General features: G+C 71.3%; 16 protein-coding genes. 11 read left to right on the forward strand and 5 right to left on the reverse strand.

What is annotated here, in order from left to right:
* Positions 1 to 48 precede the first annotated feature (48 nt).
* From K5O09_RS03230 to K5O09_RS03240, 3 genes are all read left to right on the forward strand, one after another.
* On the forward strand, positions 49 to 717 hold the full coding sequence (locus K5O09_RS03230) for a hypothetical protein (RefSeq protein ID WP_222171428.1): 669 nt from the start codon (positions 49 to 51) through the stop codon (positions 715 to 717).
* A 242-nt stretch (positions 718 to 959) separates the two neighbouring features.
* Positions 960 to 3,590, forward strand: a complete 2,631-nt coding sequence (locus tag K5O09_RS03235) for a hypothetical protein (protein WP_222171429.1) — start codon at positions 960 to 962, stop codon at positions 3,588 to 3,590.
* 453 nt (positions 3,591 to 4,043) lie between these two features.
* On the forward strand, positions 4,044 to 4,556 hold the full coding sequence (locus K5O09_RS03240) for a hypothetical protein (RefSeq protein ID WP_222171430.1): 513 nt from the start codon (positions 4,044 to 4,046) through the stop codon (positions 4,554 to 4,556).
* Positions 4,557 to 4,642: 86 nt separating this feature from the next.
* Here K5O09_RS03240 and K5O09_RS03245 read toward each other — a convergent pair whose 3' ends face one another.
* On the reverse strand, positions 4,643 to 5,626 hold the full coding sequence (locus K5O09_RS03245) for an NAD(P)-dependent oxidoreductase (RefSeq protein WP_222171431.1): 984 nt from the start codon (positions 5,624 to 5,626) through the stop codon (positions 4,643 to 4,645).
* A 149-nt stretch (positions 5,627 to 5,775) separates the two neighbouring features.
* Between K5O09_RS03245 and K5O09_RS03250 the strand changes: the two genes are divergently transcribed.
* Positions 5,776 to 6,243, forward strand: a complete 468-nt coding sequence (locus K5O09_RS03250) for a MarR family winged helix-turn-helix transcriptional regulator (protein ID WP_222171432.1) — start codon at positions 5,776 to 5,778, stop codon at positions 6,241 to 6,243.
* A gap of 43 nt (positions 6,244 to 6,286) precedes the next feature.
* Here K5O09_RS03250 and K5O09_RS03255 read toward each other — a convergent pair whose 3' ends face one another.
* Positions 6,287 to 7,033, reverse strand: coding sequence for an alpha/beta fold hydrolase (locus K5O09_RS03255; protein WP_222171433.1), 747 nt, complete (start codon positions 7,031 to 7,033; stop codon positions 6,287 to 6,289).
* Positions 7,034 to 7,172: 139 nt separating this feature from the next.
* Here K5O09_RS03255 and K5O09_RS03260 point away from each other — a divergent pair, with 139 nt between their 5' ends.
* From K5O09_RS03260 to K5O09_RS03290, 7 genes are all read left to right on the forward strand, one after another.
* Entirely contained in the window at positions 7,173 to 7,823 is a 651-nt protein-coding gene (locus K5O09_RS03260; protein ID WP_222171434.1) for a GntR family transcriptional regulator, read from the forward strand.
* An 87-nt stretch (positions 7,824 to 7,910) separates the two neighbouring features.
* Positions 7,911 to 8,924, forward strand: a complete 1,014-nt coding sequence (locus K5O09_RS03265; protein ID WP_222171435.1) for a LacI family DNA-binding transcriptional regulator — start codon at positions 7,911 to 7,913, stop codon at positions 8,922 to 8,924.
* Between the two features lie 405 nt (positions 8,925 to 9,329).
* Positions 9,330 to 10,439 (forward strand): substrate-binding domain-containing protein, encoded by a 1,110-nt coding sequence (locus K5O09_RS03270; RefSeq protein ID WP_255596039.1) that lies wholly within the window; start codon positions 9,330 to 9,332, stop codon positions 10,437 to 10,439.
* Positions 10,440 to 10,538: 99 nt separating this feature from the next.
* On the forward strand, positions 10,539 to 12,041 hold the full coding sequence (locus K5O09_RS03275) for a sugar ABC transporter ATP-binding protein (protein WP_255596040.1): 1,503 nt from the start codon (positions 10,539 to 10,541) through the stop codon (positions 12,039 to 12,041).
* On the forward strand, positions 12,038 to 13,024 hold the full coding sequence (locus tag K5O09_RS03280) for an ABC transporter permease (RefSeq protein ID WP_222171437.1): 987 nt from the start codon (positions 12,038 to 12,040) through the stop codon (positions 13,022 to 13,024). The genes K5O09_RS03275 and K5O09_RS03280 overlap by 4 nt, the downstream gene beginning before the upstream one ends.
* A 34-nt stretch (positions 13,025 to 13,058) precedes the next feature.
* Positions 13,059 to 15,164, forward strand: coding sequence for an alpha-amylase family protein (locus K5O09_RS03285; protein ID WP_222171438.1), 2,106 nt, complete (start codon positions 13,059 to 13,061; stop codon positions 15,162 to 15,164).
* Positions 15,165 to 15,198: 34 nt separating this feature from the next.
* Complete coding sequence (locus K5O09_RS03290; protein ID WP_222171439.1) at positions 15,199 to 15,960, forward strand: hypothetical protein; 762 nt, start codon at positions 15,199 to 15,201, stop codon at positions 15,958 to 15,960.
* A 79-nt stretch (positions 15,961 to 16,039) separates the two neighbouring features.
* On the opposite strand, the gene K5O09_RS03295 is transcribed toward K5O09_RS03290, so the two are convergent.
* Genes K5O09_RS03295 through K5O09_RS03305 form a run of 3 tightly spaced genes read right to left on the reverse strand, consistent with a single transcriptional unit; the run spans position 16,040 to position 20,912 of the window.
* Positions 16,040 to 18,046, reverse strand: coding sequence for a YjhG/YagF family D-xylonate dehydratase (locus K5O09_RS03295; RefSeq protein ID WP_304518599.1), 2,007 nt, complete (start codon positions 18,044 to 18,046; stop codon positions 16,040 to 16,042).
* The gene (locus K5O09_RS03300; protein WP_222171440.1) at positions 18,043 to 18,936 is read right to left on the reverse strand and encodes a dihydrodipicolinate synthase family protein; all 894 of its coding nucleotides are present in this window, start codon (positions 18,934 to 18,936) and stop codon (positions 18,043 to 18,045) included. The genes K5O09_RS03295 and K5O09_RS03300 overlap by 4 nt, the downstream gene beginning before the upstream one ends.
* 5 nt (positions 18,937 to 18,941) lie before the next feature.
* On the reverse strand, positions 18,942 to 20,912 hold the full coding sequence (locus K5O09_RS03305; protein ID WP_255596042.1) for a right-handed parallel beta-helix repeat-containing protein: 1,971 nt from the start codon (positions 20,910 to 20,912) through the stop codon (positions 18,942 to 18,944).
* Between the last annotated feature and the right edge of the window lie 188 nt (positions 20,913 to 21,100).

The following is a 21,100-nucleotide window of genomic DNA, read 5'->3' on the forward strand; positions in this document are numbered from 1 at the left end:
CCTCTTGGCGCAGTCTAGGCGCGCCCTGCGGCGAAGGGAGGAGCGAGGGTGGCGCCGACGGAAGTAGGGCTAGACGAACGCCAGGCTCGCGTCTGGGAGGCGTTGGCCGCAAGGAGCCCCGCTCTGGCGGGCATGTATGCATCGGTGGTACTCGCGCTGGCGGAACCGCCCCGCGATGGATGTGAGCAAGCCAGGGTTTCCCTCATTTGCCACGGGATGCGCGAGATCATGAACGGGCTTCCTGAGGCGATGGCGACCATCCTCATTCCGAGGCCTTCGCCGAATTCGGAAGCGCTGAAAGGGCGACTTCCGGACCTGCTTAGCAAACATCGCGAACTGGATCTGAGCGCCGACCAAGACCTCATCCCAATACCACGCGACGTTGCGCTTTTGCTCGATCAGTTGATTCGAACATCGGTCCAGGAAAAAGGACGAAATCGCTCCAACGCCGCCGCCTTGTTAACCGATGGCTCCGATCCTAACCATCCCCTCATTGGCCAATGGTTGCGAACGCAGCGGTTCTTCCTTCAGTGGGCGCATCTCGACCGCAACCCCGGCGCAGAGCGGCAACTGCCGGCTGATGAGGTGTTGCGAGACAACATCAGGGTCGTCGAAGACATCGTTGAAATCCGTACCGCGCTCTTCTTTGATAACGTGCGCGCGCTCGACGATCTGCTGCAAGCGGCGAACGCGGAAGAAGGAGGTAATGGCGAGTGAGTCAGTTTCGCGCACCCACTGAAGCTGAGGTTGCCGAGGCGGTTCGTCGGATAGGCACGCCTCAACTTCGTCGTGTATTCTTCGAGCGGCTCCGCAACCCGCTTTGGCTCGAGCCCTTGGCAGCTCTCGGCCTATTCAAAAGCCCGCCTGAGCCTAGCGTGGCCCCAGACGGTCTCGTCCATGAAGCGTACTGGCCGGAAATTGACTACCTGAAGCGAGTCGCTCCGGCTAAGCCTCGGGAAGTGGTTGACGCCCTCCTGCAAATGGGCGAAACAAAGAACTCGTGGGTACGCAGGGCGGTCTTCACGATTGGCGCCGTGATCCCTGCCGATCAAGCCGCGCGCCTCAAGCCGCTGTTGAAGTTTTGGCTGGTCAGCGGATTTGGTTGGCGCACGGATCCTCGCGAAATGGCGGCCCTAGCAGCCAATCTGTTGAGCGGTGGAGAGGTCGAGGTCGGGCGCTGGCTTGCAAACGTGTTGTTCCGCCCCCAGGCTGATACGCCGGAAGGTGCGCCAGCAGCCGCGCTTGACGACTTTTGGTACGTCGACGGGCTGCCGAAGATCGTCGATGCACTGGGCACCGATGGGCTCTCAGTCCTGCTCCCGTGGCTGATCGAATATGAGCGTGTGCACGGCAACCTGACGGACACCTACGACATGACAGCTTGGACGCGCGAATCCGTGCGCGCGGCGAATCCCGACCACATCAGCGGCCACCGCGGTGTTGAACAGGCCCTCATAGATGCCGTGCGGGATCTCGCCGCCGTTGCCGTAGCACGGCGCCCGCAAGAGGTGACTGCGGCGCTCTGCTCTAGTGGCATGGCCCTCGGGCGCAAACTCGCGCTCTTCGCGGTTGCGAAAGCACTCGAGGCTCCCGAACTGAACACCGAGGAGGTCGACGCGCTGCTGGCGACGGCCGGCGGCCTCATGTGGGATGCGGACACTCGCAATGACGCTTGCCGGATCGAGTTCGGGGAACTCGCCCGGGCGGTCGCAAACAGGTCCCCCGAAGCACTCGAGCCGCTCGAAGGCTTCCTGGCTGCCGGCCCTCGAGTCGAGCTCGACGAGTTGCGGGAGAGGCTCAACCGAGACCCGGAGGCCGAACCAGAGACGTTGGATGACCGGGTCGCTGACTATGTGGACCGCTGGAAGCACCGATGGCTCGCCGCGGTCGGTCGGCAGGCACTGCGTCCAGGACTGCGCGAGGCGCTCGACGAACTGGACTCTCGCTTTGGGGTAATCGACAACCCGCTCGCTCCTACTTCCAAGATCACGACCTGGGTTGGTCCCACCAGCCCGATGTCTCAGGATGAGATGTCCGTGATGTCGCCGAACGAACTGGTCGCTCATCTTGAAAGCTGGCACGACGGGGGCGACCGGTTCGGTCCCGCGCCGTCACACGAGGGCCAGGGTAGGGAGCTGACCGGCCTGCTCACGACGAACCCGCTCGCGCTCTCCGGAGAAGGTGCGCTCTTGGGTCGCCTTCGACCCACCTACGTCAGCGCTGCGCTTCGAGGCTGGGACGGCGCCTTGCGAGCTGGCTTGAATTTGAACTGGGGCGAGGTCGCCGCCGTCATTCGCGACGTGCTCAACCATAGCGATGAATCAGAGTTTCCCGTTGAGGGGCGCCGCGATTGGGATGACGAAGCGGACTATCGGCACGCGAAACACGTCGCCGTTGACTTACTGGAGAGCCTCGTTGGTGCGAAAGTAAAGCCAGAGGTGCCAGAACCGTACTTGACCGCGTATGCCGACCTGCTGATCGGTCCCGCTAATGATGAAGCGGCGTGGGAAGAGTACATCGAGGGTAGCAAAGAGAGTGGGATGGACCCGCTCAACCTATCGATCAATTGGCGGTGGCCCGTCCGCACGCGGGGACTCTTGAAACTCCTGTCTCACGGCAAGGGGGCACCGTGGTACGAGCGGGCCCGGGAGGCTTTAGAGCGCGAACTGCAGAGGGATGATCCTCCGGCGGCCTCTGCCGCAGCGGTCGGCGAGAGCCTTGGGCGACTCCTTAATGTCGATCCCGAGTGGATCGATCCCAGGATTCCGGCTATCTTCGGCGAGACTGAACTCACCAGGAGCCAGCAGGTTGCGCTCACAACGGCAATGGCCGTGCACTACTATCACCCGGAGCTCTATAAGGTGCTCTCGCAATCTATGCTCGCTGCGATTGCTCTCGGGGACGCTCTCGAGCCGGGATGGAGCAGCAGCACCTCTGGACCACTGGAGCGGATCGGGGACTGGGTCATTGAGGGAGTCATCCGGGGCGACTTCTCAATCGATGACCCGGTAGCTGCTTCCTTCTTCGTCAACACTAGTCCGGACGTGCGCGGCAGGGCGTTGGGGCATGTTGCGTGGAGATTCTTCCATGCCGATTCGGTGGACCCCGAAATTCGCGATCGTTTCGCGGAACTTTGGGATACGCGTTTTCAGCATGTCCGCCGCAGCCCGGCCGACGCCCAGGAGTTGAGCAAGTTTTATTGGGCCGTAAAGTGCGGGAAGTTCCCGCCAGCTTGGTGGTTGCCGCGCCTAAAGGAGGCGGTGGAGCTCGAACCGCACCTCGCGAGAGAACGTTACATGATTGGCAAGGATCTGGCGATGGCCTCTGAGTCCGACCCCGCGGGCGCACTGGACGCTTTGCGAGCTTTGATCGCTGCCAGGAGTGATGCGACCATGCCGGCGCTCGAACTGACACGGAACGCAGTCCCGCTGATCATCGCCCGTGCGATGGCTGCCGGTGATGAGCGGCTCAAGTCCGAGGCGACAGCGTTCATGAACGCCCTGGGTGAACAAGGATACGTCGCGCTCGAAGCAGAGGTGCATGCGGTTCTTGAAGGCAGGATTGGGCAGACGGAGGTGAGCGACGCTTAGGGAAGGGCCGGGGTGGGTCGTCCCTCACTCTGCAGCTCATGCTAACTGTGATCGAAAGTCGCGGTTCCGGTAGCGGTTCACGCCGCACGGGCGGCTGTTCGTGTGAGCCATGGCGGACGCGTGGTCAGCCTGTGGTCAGTGCGACGCCTGCAACAGGGTCACTCCGCGAACTACCCGCATGTAGTTCCGCAGGTCAGCGCGTTGCGACCAGTCCAAGATCGAACTCCTAAAGCGGGTGTCGGCAGTCTGTGTCTGCCCAGGCGCACAGGGGCGTTCCATCAGGTCAGGGTCTCGGAGCCGAGGCCACAGCGGGGATCGGGGACGGAGACCAGGGAGAACTCAGCGAGATCTTGCTAGAACTGCCGGCCCGGGCGTGCGACTGAAGCATCGGACCTGGCAGATGGGCCCATTTCTCTGCCCCGCGCCGCATCTCGCGGTGCAAGACTCACCGGCATGGTCAACGTCCTGGATCTCGCCGTGGACGAGTGGGAGGGCCTCGCGACGCTGGTCCCGTCGGTCGACGGCACGGCTCTGGCCGACATGGTGCAGGCCTTCGAACAGAGCCAGGGCTTCACGCCTGCCGGGGGTTACGCGGGTGTCGCGCCGACGCTCGTCGCGTTCGGCGACATCCCTGACTACTACCTCGGCGTCGCGAGACGGCAGTGGCCCCGGCGTGAGCGGGTCTGGCTTCTCGGGTGTGAGTGCGGTGAGGAGGGGTGCTGGCCGTTCGAGGCTGAAGTGAGGCTCGCCGGCCAGACGGTGACGTGGTCCAGCTTCTCCCAGCCGCACCGCCGGGCGAGGTCGTACGCGGGGTTCGGGCCGTTCGTGTTCGATCGGCGCCAGTACGAGGACACCGTCGTCGCAGCCGTGGCAGCGCTGCGCGCCGGAGGGTGGGGCCCGGCTCCTGACGTGGCGGTGAGTGCGTCGGCCCCGGCGCGCTGGTCTCGGTGGCCTCTGCGGCGCTGACCGCTCCACCCCATCTCACCTGAACCTGGTCCCGCTGCGGCTCCGGGTGATCCCCACCCATAGGCCGTCGCGACGCTGCCCAGGACTCACGCCGACGCCATCCCCGCGAGCCCCTGCTCGAACGTCACCCCCGGCACGTACCCGAGCTCCCTCCGCGCGGCTGTGATGTCGTATGCCCGGTCGCGCCCCGTGAAGCTCACCAGCCAGTTCGTCAGCGGGGGAGCGGTGCGCCGCCGCAGCACCCGCGCCGCGCGGTCCACTGCGGCGGCAAGGGGCGCGGCCACCGCGAGCGGGACGCTGCGGCTCCCCGACACGTCGATGCCCTGCGTCGCCAGCAGCGGCACCAGGAACTCGCGGATCGGCATCGGCGCGCCGTCGGTCACGTGGTAGACGCCGCCGGGTCGCCCGCGGGTGAGCGCGAGGACGAGGGCGGTGACGAGGTTGTCGACGTGGACCATGTCGACGGTGTGGCGGCCGTGGTCGATCCAGGCGAACCGACCCGTCCGCGCCGCCTCGACGAAGCCGTCGATCGTCGCCATGCCGCGTCCCCAGATGAACGGCGGCCGCAGGACCACGAGCTCGGTGCTCCCCGCCGGCGCGGCCAGAAGGGCGCGTTCGGTCGCCAGCTTGACCCGGCTGTAGGCGATGTTCGGCCGGCCCTCGGGGGTCGACTCGTCGACGACCGGGCTGCGCTGGCTGCCGGTGGAGACGGAGGCGGCGCTGACGAGGACGAAGCGGCGCACCCCGGCGGCGGCGACGGCGGCGGCGTGCAGGGCGACGGTGGGCGCGTGGTTGAGGCGCTCGAACAGGGCGTCCGGTCCCCAGAACTCCATGTGCGCGGCCGTGTGGACGACGGCGTCGATGTCGGCGAGGTGTGCGAGCCACCCGGCGCCGGCCGCGTCCGCCAGGTCGGCGAGGTCCCCGCGCAGCGCGACGGCGCCGGCCGCGCGGACCCGCTGGGCGCTGGATTCCGACCGCGCGAGGGCGGTGACCTCGTGGCCCTCGGCGACGAGACGGCGCACGAGCGCGCTGCCGACGAAGCCGCTGCCGCCGGTGACGAAGATCCTCATGGCTGGTCCTCTCCGATCGACGTGCGTGGGCTGCGGGGGGCGCGACGGCACCACCCGGGACCGCATCGACACCAAATAGTTCGGTATCAATACATCGTGATCTATGTAACCCGCCGTAGGATCGACTCGTCAAGGGAGGGGCGGTGCCGATGGCACGCAGGAGAGCGACGGTGACGGCCGCCGAGGTGGCGGACGAGTTCAGCCGCACGGCCAAGGTGCTGGTGCGCCGGCTGGATGAGCGGCTGGGCGAGCACGGCGTGTCGACGCCGCGGTCCCGCCTGGTGGTCGAGGTGGCCCGGTCGCAGCCGGTCCGCCTCACCGAGCTCGCGCACGCGGTCGGCATCGCGCAGGGCACGGCCTCGACGTTGGTCGACGGGCTCGTCCGCGACGGGCTGCTCGAGCGCCGGCCGAGCGCCGACGACCGGCGGTCCGTGCTGCTGCACGTCACCCCCGACGGCGCCGACCTGGCGAGCGCGTGGGTCGCCAGCTACGAGCGCGCGACGGACGAGCTGTTCGCGGTCCTCGACGACGACGAGCTGACGGCCCTGGCCGTGATGCTGCGCAAGCTCGGTGCCGCGCCCACCGGCGACGCCCCCGGCCGCCCCGCCCCGGACTGACCCGGGCCGGAGCGGCCGAGGGCGCCGCCCTGCGCGCGAGGGCTCAGCGCGCGGTCGCCCGCGCCGCCTCCTCGATCAGCTCCGCCACGACGCCCGGCTGCGACACGGTGACCGCGTGCGACGCGTCCACCTCGACCGCGTGGGACGACGCCCGGGACACCATGAACCGCTGCGCCTCCGCCGGGACGGCCAGGTCGGCGAGGGTGACGAGCGTCCACGACGGGATCGTCTTCCAGGCAGCCCTGGTGGCCTTGTCGGCGAGCGCCTCGCCGATGATCGGACGCTGCGTGACGGCCATGACGGACGCGACGTCCGCCGGGACGTCGCCGGCGAACACGGGCCCGAACTGGTCGAGCTGGATGTAGAGGTCGTCGACGGTGCGCCCGTCGGGGGTGTGCACGGGCACGGGCCGCAGCGCGCCGCCGAGCTCGTTGCCGGGGTAGCGGCCGGCGAGCTCGCCGGTGCTCTCGCCCTCCTCGAGCAGGAAGCTCGCGACGTACACGAGCGCCCGGACGCCGGGGTGGCCGTCGGCGGCCTCGCTCATGACGGTGCCGCCGTAGGAGTGGCCGGCCAGGACGATCGGGCCGTCGATGCTGTCCAGGACGTCGCGCAGGAACCGGGCGTCGCCGTCCAGGGAGCGCAGGGGGTTGGCGACGGCGAGCACGGGGTAGCCGTTCTGGCGCAGCCGGGCGATCACGTCGTTCCAGCTGGAGGAGTCGGCGAACGCGCCGTGCACGAGCACGACGGTGGGGGTGGAGGTGCCGGTGCTGTCGAGCGTGGTGTCGGTCATCGGAGTGTCCTCTCGGTGATCCGGAGCGGGCGGGTCCCGCTCCGGTCGGGATGAGTAACGCACGCGGTATCCGATATATTGCATCCAGCGATACGCTCTGTCGAGAGCCAGCCCCCGACCGATCCGAGAGGACCCGCCCGTGCCCGTCCCGGCAACACCCCCCGGCGTGGACCGCCACCTGCTGCGCGACGACGTCTACCTGCGGCTGCGCGACGCGATCGTCGACGGGACGTTCGAGCCGGGGGAGCAGCTGCGGGACCAGGAGATCGCGGCGTGGCTCGGCGTCAGCCGCACGCCGGTGCGCGAGGCGCTGCTGCGGCTCGCGCAGGGCGGTCTCGTGCTCGCCCAGCCGGGGCGCTCGACGATCGTCAGCCCGCTCGACGCGCGCGAGGTCCGCGACGCCCGGGACGTGGTCGCCGCGATGCACGAGGTGGCCGTCCGCGAGGCGGTGCCGCTGCTCACGGAGGCGGAGGTCGCGGAGATGCGGGACGCCAACGTGCGCTTCGCCGCGGCGGTCGAGTCCGGGGACGTCGACGCGGCGCTCCGCGCGGACGGCGAGCTGCACGGCGTGCTGGTCGACGTGGCCGGCAACCGCGCGCTCGAGCGGGTGCTGGAGCTGTTCACCCCCGCGGTGCGGCGCGCGGAGCGGCTGCGGTTCGAGTCGGAGGCCGGCCGGCGCTCGGTCGCGCAGCACGACGAGCTGATCCGGCTGTGCGCCGCGGGCGAGACCGACCGGGCCGCCGCCGTCGCGTACGACACGTGGCACAGCCTGGAGAGCACGCGGGAGTGAGCGCGGGTGCCCGGGGCGCATGAGGCCCTAACCTGGGGCTCTGTCAGGGGGGTAGCGCCCTCCGGGGGCGAGGGACGAGGAGCCGCAGTGCCAGGAACGCGTCGGCGGGCGTCCTTGAAGGACGTGGCGCGGGAGGCCGGCGTCTCGTACCAGACGGTGTCGCGCGTCATCAACGACGGCGGCCGGGTCTCGACGGCCACGCGCGACCGGGTGCTCGCCGTGATCGCGGAGCTCGGGTACCGCCGCAACGACGCGGCGCGCGCCCTGGTGACGAGCCGCTCGCACACGATCGGTGTCATCGCCGACGCCTCGCCCAAGTACGGGCCGGTCAGCACGCTCGCCGCCGTCGAGTCCGCGGCCCGGGACGCGGGCTACACGGCACTCGTCACCACGACCAGCCACCCGTCCCCGCAGGAGGTGGCGGCGATCTTCCGCGCGTTCGTCGAGCGCGGGGTGGAGGGCGTCGTCGTGATCGCCCCCCGGGTGTCCCTGTCGCACGTGACGCAGGAGGTCACCGCCGGGCTCCCGGTCGTGCTGCTGTCGCCGGGGGAGACGAGCCACGAGGGCATCACGGTGTTCTACGAGGACCAGGAGCTCGGCGCCCGGCTGGCCACCCGGCACCTGGTGGAGCTCGGCCACCGCGAGGTCGCGCACCTCGCCGGCAGCCAGGACTGGCTGGACGGTCAGGTGCGGCTGCGGGGCTGGCAGGCCGAGCTGCGCGCGCACGCGCTGCCGGCGCCGGCCGTGCAGTACGGGGACTGGACGGGCGAGAGCGCGTACCGGATCGGGCGCCGCATGGTCGCCGCCGGCCTGCCGACGTCGGTGTTCGTGGCCTCGGACCTCATGGCGCTGGGCTTCCTGCGCGCGCTGTACGAGGCGGGTGTCCGGGTGCCGCAGGACGTCTCGGTGGTCGGGTTCGACGACAACGAGTTCGCCGCGCAGGTGTTCCCGCCGCTGACGACGGTCCGCCAGTCGTTCGCGACCGTGGGGTCGCGCTGCATGGAGATCCTGCTCGGGCTGATCGAGGGCCAGGACGTGGACACGTCGCCGGCCGAGCCGTCGCTGGTCGTCCGGGCGTCCGCCGCCCGGCCCGCGCGCTGACCTCCGCCCGCCCGGCCCGCGCGCTGACGTCCGTCCGCCCGGCCGCACCCCCGCCGCCCGCCCGCCCCGCCGCAGCACCGCCGGGCCCGGAGTAGCGCGCGGCCGCCCCCGGCAAGCCCTGTCGCCTCCGCCGGGACCCCTCCCGCCCGGGTCGAACGTCCTGCCCGCACCGCACCCCGCGCACCGAGACCGAATCGTGATAGGCGAACGTTCGCCCAAACCCTTGACCCCGCTCAGGGCGAACGTTCACACTCCTCGGGTCGGGTGACCCGCCGAGGATGGCGCCCCGCACTCGGGAGCAGCCGTGACAGGCGTCCCGACCCCGCACCACCACCGCACACCGATCGAAGGAGATTGATGATGTTGCGCAGGCTGCGTTGGGTGGCACCACTGGCGGTCGCCGCCATGGCACTGACCGCGTGCTCGTCGGAGAGCGGCGCGACCACCGAGCAGAACACCGAGGTCTCGACCCAGGCCGACGAGGCGCTGGCCGAGCTCGAGGGGCAGGTCCTGGCACAGGGACCGCGCGGTGAGGACCCGGCGCCCGCATCGGAGGCCGCCCTCACGGACGACGAGGTCGCGCAGGTCCGCGAGATGGGGGCGACGGCCGCGATCGTCATGCACTACGGCGGCAACGACTGGGCGAACGCCCAGATCGCCGGGCTGCGTGAGCGGTTCGAGGAGCTCGGCATCGAGGTCGTCGCGGTGACGGACGCCGACTTCGACCCCGGCCAGCAGGTGTCGGACATCGAGACCGTCATGGCCCGCGACCCGGACATCATCGTGTCGATCCCGACCGACCCGGTCGCCACCGCGGCGGCGTACAAGGCCGCGGCGGACGCCGGCGTGAAGCTCGTGTTCATGGACAACGTCCCGGACGGCCTGGAGCCGGGGACCGACTACGTCTCGGTGGTCTCGGCCGACAACTACGGCAACGGCGTCGTGTCCGCCCACCTCATGGCGAAGGCGCTGAACGGCTCCGGCACGATCGGCCTGATCTACCACGAGGCCGACTTCTTCGTGACGCAGCAGCGGTACGAGGGCTTCAAGACCACCATCGAGGAGCAGTACCCGGACATCGAGGTCGTCGACGAGCGCGGCATCGCCGGGCCCGACTTCGCGGGTGACGCCCAGGCCGTCGCGGACGCCTGGCTGACGCAGTACCCGGACCTCGACGGGATCTGGGCCGTCTGGGACGTCCCCGCCGAGGGCGTCATGGCCGCGGCGCGTGCCGCCGGCCGCACCGACCTCAAGATCGCCACGGAGGACCTGGGGACGAACGTCGCCATCGCGCTGGCGCGCGGCGAGATGGTCGTGGGCCTCGGCGCCCAGGTGCCCTTCGACCAGGGCGTGACCGAGGCCGACCTGGCCGCGGGCGCGCTGCTCGGCAGGACGGCCCCGCCGTACGTCGCGCTGTCCGCGCTGCCGGTCACGCACGACAACGTGCTCGACGCGTGGCAGCAGGTGTACCACGCGGACCCGCCGTCCGAGGTCACGGACTCCTACGCCGACTGAGGCGACCCCGCGGCCGGCGGCGCCGCCGGGACCGGGAGCCGCTGCTCCACCCCCCCGGTCCCCACTTCACAGACACGACTGCGCACGAGGAGGTGCCGCATGCCCAGCGAGTCCCCGCTCGCCATCCGGATGCACGGGATCCGCAAGGCGTTCGACGGCGTGACGGTGCTGGACGACGTCGACTTCGAGGTCCGCCCGGGAGAGGTCCACGCCCTGGCGGGCGGCAACGGAGCCGGCAAGTCCACGCTCATGAAGATCCTGCAGGGCGTCTACCAGCGGGACGCCGGGGTCGTCGAGGTGTTCGGCGAGCCGCTCGAGGCCCGCAGCATCCAGGCCGCCCGCGCCGCGGGAGTCGGGATGGTGTTCCAGGAGTTCTCGCTGATCAGCACGCTGACCGTGGCGCAGAACATCTTCCTCGACGGGGAGCCCACCCGCGCCGGGCTGATCGACGACGCCGCGATGCGGACCCGCGCGGCCGAGCTGCTCGGCCGCATCGGCGTCGCGATCGACCCGGGGGCTGAGGTGGGCTCGCTCTCGACCGCCCAGTGGCAGCTCACCGAGATCGCGAAGGCGCTCGGCCAGGACGCCACGGTGCTGATCATGGACGAGCCGACGGCCTCGCTCGCCAAGCACGAGGTCGACGCCCTGTTCGAGCTGGTCGCCCGGCTCAAGGAGCAGGGGATCGCGATCGTCTACATCTCGCACCGCATGGACGAGGTGTACCGGATCGCCGACCGCATCACGATCTTGCGCAACGGCCGGAACCTCGTGACCGCGGCGCTCGACGAGATCACGCCGCAGGAGATCGTCGCCGGCATCGCGGGCAGAGAGCTCGCGGCGATCACCGGGCCGGTGCGGGACACCGAGCCGGGGCCGGTCGTGCTCGACGTCCGGGAGGTCCACGCGGCGGGCGTCGACGGGGCGACGTTCCAGGTGCGGGCGGGCGAGGTGGTGGGGATCGCCGGCCTCATGGGGTCGGGCCGTACCGAGCTGGCCCGGGCGCTGTTCGGCATGAGCCCGGTCACCGGGGGTTCGGTGCACCGCAACGGCAGCCCGGTGCGCCTCGGGTCCGCTGCCGACGCCATCGCCGCCGGGATCGCGCTCATCCCCGAGGACCGGCGTCTGCAGGGCCTGGTGCTCGACCACTCCGTGCGGGAGAACCTCACGCTGCCCCTGCTGGACGGGCTGCGGCGGCACGGCCTGATCGCCCGGGACAAGGTGCGCGCGCTGTCCGACCGGCTGATCGAGCAGCTCTCCATCGCGGTGGCCCGCCCCGACGGGCCCGCCCGCCTCCTGTCCGGGGGCAACCAGCAGAAGATCGTCATCGCCAAGTGGCTGGGGACCGACCCCGAGGTCCTGGTGATGGACGAGCCCACGGCCGGCGTCGACGTCGGCACCAAGACCGAGATCGTCCGCATCGTGCGCGAGCTCGCGCGGACCGGAAAGGGGATCATCGTGATCTCGTCGGAGTACCCGGAGCTGATCGCCATGTGCGACCGGTTCCTCATCATGCGCGACGGCCGGGTCGTCGACAGCATCGACGCCGACCGCATCACCACCGAGGTCGAGCTGGAGCTCGCCGTCCAGGGGATCGCGGCATGAGCACCACGGCCCCCGACCGGCCCGGCACCCGCGCGGCGACGCCGTGGTGGCGGAGCGCCGGCGCGCGCATCGACTGGCGCCGCGACGTCATCTACGTCGGCTTCGTGGTGGTGTTCCTCGTGTTCGCCGTCCTGCTCGGCGACCAGGGCTTCCTGTCGACCACCAACCTGCTGAACATCCTGCGGCAGTCGGCCATCATCACGATCATCGCCGTCGGGATGACGTACGTGATCGCGTGCGCCGAGATCGACCTGTCCGTCGGCTCGATCGCCGGGCTCACGTCCATCACCGCCGCCATGGCGATCGCCGCCTGGGGCCTCGTGCCGGGCATCGTCGCGGGGCTGCTGGTCGGGGTGGTCGTCGGCGCGGTCAACGGCTCGCTCGTCGCGTTCCTGCGCATCCCGTCGTTCCTCGTGACGCTCGCGATGCTCGGGATCGCCGCGGGCGTCGCCCAGTGGGTCACCGCGTCGGCGCCGCAGCCCATCCTCGACCGCACCTTCAACACCGTCTTCGGCAGCGGCAACATCGGCCGCCTCCCGGGCCTGGTCGTCTGGAGCGCCGTCGTCGTCGCCGTCGGGGCCGTCGTCCTGAAGAAGGCGCGGTTCGGTCGCCAGGTGCTCGCCACCGGCGCCAACCGCACCGCCGCGGAGTACTCCGGGATCAACACCCGGGCCATCACGTTCCGCGTGATGATGCTCTCCGCGATGGCCGCCTCCCTCGCCGGCCTCCTGTACGCCGGGCGGCTCCAGTCCGGGCGCTTCCAGTGGGGCGCCGGGGACGAGCTCTCCGCCATCGCCGCCGTGATCCTCGGCGGGACCGCGCTGGCCGGCGGACGCGGGTCCGTGGTCGGCACCCTCTTCGGCGCCCTGCTCATGGGCCTCATCAACAACGGCCTGATCCTCGCCGGCCTCGACTCGAGCCAGCAGCAGGTCATCAGGGGCGTGATCATCGTCCTCGCGGTGGCCCTCGCCCGGAACAAGTAGCACCACCACTCACCCAGGAAGGAAGGGACGCCCCGTGCCACACCACTCCGGCACCCACCGCCCCGTCACGATCCAGAACAGCTCCCTCGCCGTCGACGGCGAGGAGGTCAGCCTCTACGGCGGCGCCGTGCACTACTGGCGCCTCGAGCGCGACCGCTGGGAACCGATCCTCGACTCGGTCAAGCGCATGGGCTTCACCATGATCTCGATCTACATCCCGTGGGAGGCCCACGAGATCGAGAAGGGCCGCTTCGACTTCGGCGAGATCAACCCGTCGAACGACATCGACGCGTTCCTCACCCTCTGCGAGCAGAAGGGCTTCCGGATCGTCGTCCGACCCGGGCCGCAGATCAACTCCGAGCTGACGTGGTTCGGGTACCCCCGGCGCATCCTGGCCGACGAGCGGCTGCACGCCGTGAGCGGCAAGGGGTCCAAGGTGATCCTCACGCAGGTGCCGAAGCCGATCCCCGCCCTCAACTACGCCTCCGAGGCGTTCTACGAGGAGACGGCGCTCTGGTACGACGCGATCTGCTCGATCCTCGCGAAGCACGCCTACCCGAACGGCGGCATCGTCTCCGCGCAGGTCGACAACGAGATGGCGTACTTCTTCGGGGTCAACGCGTACATCGCCGACTACTCGGCCGAGTCGCTCGAGAACTACCGGGCGTTCCTGGTCGGCAAGTACGGGGACCTGCCGGGTGTCGCGGCGGCGTACTCCCGGCCGTACGCCGAGCTGTCCGAGGTCGAGCCGCCGCGGCGGTTCGAGGCGACCGACAAGGCCGACATCCCCTGGTACGCGGACTGGGCGGAGTACCGCGAGCAGTACCTCGTGGACGCCATGGACCGGCTCGCCGGGATGATGCGCGAGCGCGGGCTCGGCGGGATCACCCTGTTCCACAACTACCCGCACCCGCTGGGCCCGGGCGGCGCCGCGTCGGGGTTCACGACCCCGTTCAACCTCATGCGGCTGGAGGACAAGCTCGACTTCGTCGGGTTCGACATCTACTCCCGCAAGGAGCTGTTCTCCCACGTCAAGACGGTCGCGTCGTACGTGGCCGGCACGAGCCGCTACCCGTACATCCCGGAGTTCATCGCCGGCGTGTGGCCCTGGTACCTCAACCCGGGCGACTGGCACGACGAGGAGTTCGTCACCAAGGCGGCCCTCATGCAGGGCATCCGCGGGTTCTCCCGGTACATGCTCGTGGAGCGCGACCGGTGGCTCGACTCGCCGGTGCGCCGCGACGGGCGCGAGCGCCCCGAGAAGGTCGCGATGTTCGGGAACGTCAACGCGATGCTGGACCGCGGCGAGTACCACCGGTTCCGGCGGGACGCGGACGTGCTGCTGCTGGCCAACCGCGAGTACGACCGGCTCGAGGCGACGAGCGTCCTGGTGTCCTTCCCGGGCGACTTCCTCGAGACGCCGTCGGGCTTCTCGGAGTACGCCGGGCCGGTGACGGTCAGCGAGGCGACGCTCGGCTTCGACCAGCCCGTGCAGCTCGCCAAGGGCACGTGGTTCGGCGCGTTCTCGGACGCCCTCGCGGCGACGGGCGCGAGCACGGTGCTGTCCGACACCGACCTGCGCCCCGAGCGCTGGGCGGGCCGCAAGGTCGTGGTGCTCACGACGCTGGACTACCTCGACGAGGGCGTCCAGCGCGGCCTGGTCGACTTCGCGCGCGGCGGCGGTCACGTCGTCATCGGGCCGAAGGTGCCGGGGCTCGACAGCGTGATGCGGCCCTGCCCGGTGCTCGCCGACGCGGTCGGCGAGGCGCTCGCCGACGCGGCGGGTGACGTGGTGACCGCGCAGGTCGGCGCCGGCTCCGTCACGGTCGTGACGCAGCTCGACGCGGTCCCGCAGGCCGTGGCCCGGGTGGTCCGCGACGCGGGCGCCCACGAGGTGGTCACCAACGACCCGCGCCTCGACGTCACCATCCACTCCGACCCGCACGACCCCGGCACGCTGCTGGTGTTCGTCGCGAACCCCACCGCGGAGCCGGTCGACGCCGAGGTCGGTCTGGGCGTCGGCCTCAAGGAGGTCCGCGAGGTCTGGGACGACCGCGACGTCACCACCTCCGGCACCACCGTCGCCGAGCGCATGGCGCCGTACTCGATCCACGTCTACCGGTGCACCGTCACCGCCTGAGAGGAGCACCTTCATGCTGCATCAAGACGTCCTCATGGCTGACATCGACGTCGACCAGTGGCGCAACGCCCAGTCGCTGCTGCTGCGTTCCGCCAAGGCCGCCCGCCGGCTCGTCGTCATCCACGACCGGGGCACGGTGGTGAAGTTCCGGCACACCGCCGGCACCCCGTGCGCGGGCCGTGTCGACCGGGTGGACGACCCGCACGCCCTGGCCGAGGCGCTGTACACGCAGAACGCGGAGGCCGTGGACTTCGTGGTGGTGATGGAGCGCGACGCCGTCGACTCCTACTTCGCCGCCGTCCAGGACTCCTGGGACATCGACGAGGACCTGGATGTGTTCGTCCAGCGCACGTACGCGCTGCTCGACCGGTACCCGGACGGCATCGTCACGTTCCCGGGCGCCGCGCGGGACGTGCTGGGGCTGCAGTGGGCGACCGGCGCGTCACGGGACGACGTGGAGCGCGCCGCCCGGGCGCTCGTGCCCGCGGGGACGACGGTCGTCCTCGGCGTGCACGACGCCGGCAGCCTGTGGGCGTCCCTCGTGCTCGACCTCGACGAGGACCACAAGGTCACGTCGGTGACGACGGCGGACCCGTCGCTGGTCGACATCGTGGGGACCCGGGAGGAGGTGCTCGGACGCCTCACCACCTGGCAGGAGTCGACCGGGCGCACCGTGTCCCTCGCGCTGCTGCTGGACCGGGCGGCGGCGGACGAGTACCTGGCCGCCCCGGCGGACCGCAAGGGCGCCGTCCTGACGGCGCTCGTGGCGGGCGGCGCGGCGACGTTCCGCGTCTGACGACCGGTGGCCGGCCGGTCCCGACCGGCCGGCCACCGGGGCGTCCGCTCCGGCCGCCGCAGCGGCGGGCCGCCCGTCCTCAGGCCCCGCCGGCGTCCTCCCGTGCCGTCGCTGCCAGCGCCGCCGTCCCCGCCCGCAGCACCTCCACGATGCGGTCCACGTCGTACACCGCCCCGCCCCACGTCCCGCCGCTGGCGTCCTGGAGCGCCGACCACAGGCGGGTGTCGTCGGGCAGCAGCGGGTGGGGCGCGAGCCCGGGGTGCGGCGGCCGCGCCGCGAGCACAGCGGCACCCTGGACCGCCGACACCCGCGCGCCGTCCACGGACCCGACGTAGTCGACCGACCCCTCGAGCCGCTCCACGTCGACGCGGATCGACACGACGTCCCCGTCGCGGAGCCGCCCGAGGGGGCCGCCCGCGAGCGCCTCCGGCCCGACGTGGCCGATGCAGGCGCCGGTGGAGACGCCGGAGAACCGCGCGTCGGTGACGAGCGAGATCTCCTTGCCGTAGGACAGGTGCTTGAGCGCGGACGTGACCTGGTAGGTCTCCTCCATGCCGGTGCCGAGGGGGCCGCCGCCCATGATGACCATGATGTCGCCGGGGTGGACGTCGCGGGCCTTGATGGCGGCGATGGCGTCGGCCTCGGAGGTGTAGACCCGGGCCGGGCCGGTGTGCTCGAACACGCCGTCGACGATGCGGGACGGGTCGATGGCGGTGGACTTGATGACGGAGCCCTCGGGGGCGAGGTTGCCCATCGGGAACGCGGTGGTCGGCGTGAGGCCGCGGCGGCGCGCCTGGTCGGGGCTCATGATGACGTCGGTGGGCTCGACGTGCTCCTGGTCGCGCAGGGCCTGGTGCATGCGGGCGCGGCGCTCGGAGCCGGCCCACCAGTCGAGCACGGTGCCGAGGGTCTCGCCGGTGGCGGTGAGCGCGTCGAGGTGCAGCAGGCCGAGGTCGCGCAGGTGCAGCATGACCTCGGGTGTGCCGCCGGCGAGGAACATCCGGACGGTGGGGTGCTGCACGGGCCCGTTGGGGAGCACGCTGACGATGCGGGGCACGGCCCGGTTGGTGCGCGCCCAGTCGTCGACCGTGGGGCGCGGGACGCCGGCGGCGTGGGCGATGGCGGGCAGGTGCAGCAGCAGGTTGGTGGACCCGCCGACGGCGGCGTGCACGACCATCGCGTTCTCGAACGCCTCGGGGGTGAGGACGTCGCGGGTGGTGATCCCCCTGCGCCGCATGTCGAGCAGGGCGCGCGCGGACTGCCGGGCGATCTCCGCCCAGACGGGCTCCCCGGAGGGCGCGAGCGCGGAGTGCGGGAGTGCGAGTCCGAGCGCCTCCGCGATCACCTGGCTGGTGCCGGCGGTGCCGAGGAAGTGGCAGCCGCCGCCGGGGGACGCGCACGCGCGGCAGCCGAGCTCGGACGCGTCGGCGAGGCTCAGCTCGTCGTTGGCGAACCGGGCGCCGAGGGTCTGCACGCGCGCGAGGTCCTCGCCGGTGGTCGGCGGCAGCGTGACGCCGCCGGGCACCAGGATCGTCGGCAGGTCGTGCTGGGAGGCGAGCGCCATCATCGTGGCCGGCAGCCCCTTGTCGCAGGTCGCGACGCCCATGACGGCGTGCCGGGTCGGCAGGGAGCGGATGAGCCGGCGCATGACGGTGGCGGCGTCGTTGCGGTACGGCAGGGAGTCGAACATGCCGGTGGTGCCCTGCGACCGGCCGTCGCACTGGTCGGAGACGAACGACGCGAACGGCAGGCCGCCGGCCTCGGCGATGGTCTCGGACGCGGCGCGCACCTGGTCGACCAGCTCGAAGTGCCCGGAGTGCAGGCCGAGCGCGATCGGCTCGCCGGCCTCGGACCGCAGCCCGCCGGCGGTGGAGACGATCATGACCTGCGGGCCCAGCATGTTGGCGCGCGGCCAGCCCATGCCGGCGTTCTGCGTCATGCCGAACACGTCCCCGCTGGGGGAGTCGCGCAGCACCTCGGCGGTCAGCGGCAGCCGGCCGCTCGGCCCCTCGGCGTGCGAGCGGAGCGCGTAGATGCCGTCATGCGGCTCCAGCAGGCCCCCGAGCACGTCCGCCCCGGACGTCACGGCATGTCCTCGACGGTGGCCATGAGCGCGGCGAGCGCCTCGGCCTGCTCGGGCGTCGCGGGCAGGTGCGGCGCTGTGGAGTGGTGCTCCATCCGCACGCCCCGCCCGACCATGCCCTCCTTGAGCAGCGGGAAGAACGGCGCTCCGAGGGAGTACAACCCCATGAGCACGTCGATGCGCCGCTGGGCCCGCGCGATCGCCGCGGCGTCCCCGGAGTCGACGGCCCGCACGTAGGCGGCGCAGTACTCCGGGTACAGGTTCGCGAGCCCCCCGATGGCGCCGGCGCCGCCGGAGGTCACCACGTGGTGCAGGTTCTCGTCGAACCCGGCGAACACCCGGAAGTCCGGGAACTCCGGCAGCAGCTCGGTGAGCAGGCGCCGGGTGTGGCCGACCTCCTGCACGGTGTCCTTGTAGCCGACGATGTTCGGGTGCCGGCGCAGCAGCCGCCGCGTGACGTCCGGCCCCAGGTCGTAGCCGGTGCGGGCGGGGAAGTTGTACAGGTAGATGTCGCCCGGCACCTGCTCCGCGATCGCCGAGTAGTACGCCTCGATGCTCGCGTCCTCGAGCGCGAAGTAGTACGGGCTGACGACCATGACGGCGGGCGCCCCGGCGTCCAGGGCGTACCGGCTGAGCTCGACGGTCTCGTCGACCCGCAGGCAGGCGGTGCCGACGATCAGGTCGGCGCGTGGCGCGACGTGCTGGACGGCCAGGTCGATGAGCGCGCGCTTCTGCTCGGGCAGCAGCGCGAAGAACTCGCCGGTGCTGCCCATGAGGACGATGCCGTCGACGCCGCCGTCGAGGATGTGCTCCCAGACGGCCACGTTCCCGTCGAGGTCGAGGGTGCCGTCGGCGTGGAAGGCGGTGACGGCGGGGGCGTAGAACCGGGCCATCGCGCTCACCAGACCCGGACGCGCGCGGCGCCGTCGGCGAGGGAGGCCAGCGGGCCCGGCGGGTAGGCGGTCCCGGGTTCCTTGCGGTGCCCGAGCAGGTCGACGTCCGCGACGAGGGGCGTGCCGTCCGGGTTCTCGTACGACGCCGACGCGATCCGCACGTGCCCGAGGTCCCGGCCGGTCACGACGCCGACGCACGGCGCGACCAGGGCGCCGGGCAGGTCGTGCTCCAGGTAGACGGCGTCGCCCTCGTCGACCACCCGCACGGTCGCGGGGCCGGCGACGGTCACGGCGTCGGCCTCGTGCGCGGCGGGCCGGGCGCCGTCCGCGTAGGCGTTCGAGCGGAGGTAGGCGGGCTGCTGCTCGAGGTGGAACCGGGAGTGGTCGCCGGCCCCGCCGGGCGTCCCCACCCGGCGCAGGTACTCCTCCCAGGACCCGGGTGCGCCGTCGTAGGCGTGCGTGCCGAACGTCTCGGGCGGGAACTCCTCCAGCACCAGCGGCGCCTCCGGGCCGTACACGCCGCGCCGGGCGCCGACGAACAGGTTGCCGACGTACCGGTCGTCGCCGGCGTAGACGAACGCGTAGCCCGCCACCTGCGTGGAGTGCGGCACGTGGTACGGCGTCGCACGGTCCAGCACGGCCTGCATCCGCACGGCGCCGAGCACCAGGTTGTGCAGGAACGCGTTGCCCTGGCTGAACAGCTCGATCGCCGCGGGGGAGGCCAGCACGTTGTGGTCGACGGTCGCGGGACCGTGCGCCACCTCGATGAACAGGTCGCGGATGTTGCCGTACAGCAGGTTGCGGGTGACGCGCGTGCCCTGCACCTGCCAGTCGAGCCAGATGCCGAGCGTGGTGTCGTGCACGCGGTTGTGCCGGATGACGACGTCGAGCGGGGCGTGCAGCTTGATGCCCGCGATCTCGTAGCCGGAGAACTCGTGCTTGGTCCCGATGCGGTGGATGTGGTTGTCCTCGATGGTCGAGAACGCGCAGCCCAGGTGCCCGACGACGCCGTTCTGCCCGCAGTCGCGGATCTCGTTGCGGCGCACGACGTGGGAGCCGACGCGCTCGCGCTCCCAGCCCTGGTGCAGGGCGGTGAACACGGACTCGAGCTGGTACTGGTAGCCGGGCTTGTCGCCCCGCTCGTACGCGAAGTTGTCGCCGCTCGCGGCGGTCTTGCCGAGGGAGATCCCGGCGCACGTCGCGTCCCGGACCAGGTTGTCCTCGATGACCCAGCCCTTCGACCAGCCGGGGCCGACGAGGCCGAGCTGCTCGGCGGTCGGCGGCGCCCACGGGGTCGCGGCCTGCGCGAGCTCGAACCCGCGCACGGTGACGTAGTCGATGTGGTGCCGCACGGGCGTGAACACCGAGGGCCGGACGTTGACCTCGACGAGGGAGGCGTTCGGGTCGGCGCCGGCGAAGTTGGCCCAGATCGTCGTGACGTCCTCGCCGACCTCGGCGTACCAGACGAGCACGGTCCGGTCGGGCTCCAGCAGCTCGGTGTCGAGCGCGGTCCACTGGTAGCGGACGTGGGTGCGGCGCTCGGGGGCGGTGACGGCGGCGCGGTCGGGCGCCTCGTGCAGGGAGCGGCCGTCCAGGTACACCGCGCCGCGGTGGACCACGGGGCCGGGGTGCAGCCAGTCGCCGGCGACGGGCTCGTCGAACGGGTTGAGCTCCCCGAACAGGGCGTTCGGCACCTCGGCGCGCCAGACCGTGCCCTCCTCGGGCACCCAGCCGGTGACGACCTCCGCACCGGTGATCGTCACGTGCTCGCCGGGGGCGGCCTCGAACGTGATGCGGCGGTCGTCGCCGGTGCCGCCGCGCACGGGCCGCACCCACTCGCGGTAGGTGCCCTCGTGGACGAGCACGGTGTCCCCGGGCATCGCGGCGCGCGCGGCCCGGTTGACGGTGCGGAACGGGGCGCCGGGGGAGCCGTCCGCCCGGTCGGAGCCGGTCACGGCGACGTGGAAGGTGGTCACGGCGGAGGTCCTCCGAGGGGTCGGGCCGGGTGCGGGCGCACGTCCGCCCGCCGGCGTCGACGCCCCGCGCGACGAAACTGTTTCCGTCGCGTTTCTGCTGCCTCGACCCTAGACGGTGTCGGCCTCGGGCGGAAGTGCTCGTCCCTCCCCTTGCCTGCGCCGCCCCGGGGCTACCGGTCGTGGAAACT

The organism is Cellulomonas sp. C5510 (assembly GCF_019797765.1).
Classification (GTDB): Bacteria; Actinomycetota; Actinomycetes; order Actinomycetales; family Cellulomonadaceae; genus Cellulomonas.